Raw genomic sequence first — 1,557 nt, forward strand, 5'->3', positions numbered from 1 at the left:
TCAGACCCTCAACAACGTTCTTGTTACTGACCCACTCACGGGCCTAAGCGAAACCATCCCCTCACTTGCCCCTGGTGACTCTCAGGTCTTCACGACCTCTTACACACTCACGCAACAAGACATCGACACCAATGGCGGTGGTGATGGCACCCTCGACAACACCGCCACTGTTGATTCCGACGAAACCGATCCCTCCGATTCATCCACATCCACCACGATTCCGCAGAATCCTCTGCTCGGCATCAACAAAACCGTCCTCTCTGTTGATCCCATTGGTGATGGCCTCGCCAACCAGGTCGGTGATGTCATCAATTACCAGATCACTGTCACCAATTCAGGCAATCAGACCCTCAACAACGTTCTTGTTACTGACCCACTCACGGGCCTAAGCGAAACCATCCCCTCACTCGCCCCTGGTGACTCTCAGGTCTTCAATACCTCCTACACACTCACGCAACAAGACATCGACACCAATGGCGGTGGTGATGGCACCCTCGACAACACCGCCACTGTTGATTCCGACGAAACCGATCCCTCCGATTCATCCACATCCACCACGATTCCGCAGAATCCTCTGCTCGGCATCAACAAAACCGTCCTCTCTGTTGATCCCATTGGTGATGGCCTCGCCAACCAGGTCGGTGATGTCATCAATTACCAGATCACTGTCACCAATTCAGGCAATCAGACCCTCAACAACGTTCTTGTTACTGACCCACTCACGGGCCTAAGCGAAACCATCCCCTCACTCGCCCCTGGTGACTCTCAGGTCTTCACGACCTCTTACACACTCACGCAACAAGACATCGACACCAATGGCGGTGGTGATGGCACCCTCGACAACACCGCCACTGTTGATTCCGACGAAACCGATCCCTCCGATTCATCCACATCCACCACGATTCCGCAGAATCCTCTGCTCGGCATCAACAAAACCGTCCTCTCCGTTGATTCCATTGGTGATGGCCTCGCCAACCAGGTCGGTGATGTCATCAATTACCAGATCACTGTCACCAATTCAGGCAATCAGACCCTCAACAATGTTCTTGTTACTGATCCACTCACGGGCCTAAGCGAAACCATCCCCTCACTCGCCCCCGGTGACTCTCAGGTCTTCACGACCTCTTACACACTCACGCAACAAGACATCGACACCAATGGCGGTGGTGATGGCACCCTCGACAACACCGCCACTGTTGATTCCGACGAAACCGATCCCTCCGATTCATCCACATCCACCACGATTCCGCAGAATCCTCTGCTCGGCATCAACAAAACCGTCCTCTCTGTTGATCCCATTGGTGATGGCCTCGCCAACCAGGTCGGTGATGTCATCAATTACCAGATCACTGTCACCAATTCAGGCAATCAGACCCTCAACAACGTTCTTGTTACTGACCCACTCACGGGCCTAAGCGAAACCATCCCCTCACTTGCCCCCGGTGACTCTCAGGTCTTCACGACCTCCTACACACTCACGCAACAAGACATCGACACCAATGGCGGTGGTGATGGCACCCTCGACAACACCGCCACTGTTGATTCCGACGAAACCGA

General features: G+C 53.9%; 1 protein-coding gene. It reads left to right on the forward strand.

Annotated elements, in window-relative coordinates; all coding sequences use genetic code 11:
- Positions 1–1,557 (forward strand): DUF11 domain-containing protein (locus WH7805_RS14660; protein WP_198005726.1); only part of this gene is annotated, 1,557 nt, incomplete at both ends.

The organism is Synechococcus sp. WH 7805, from assembly GCF_000153285.1.
Taxonomy (GTDB): Bacteria; Cyanobacteriota; Cyanobacteriia; order PCC-6307; family Cyanobiaceae; genus Synechococcus_C.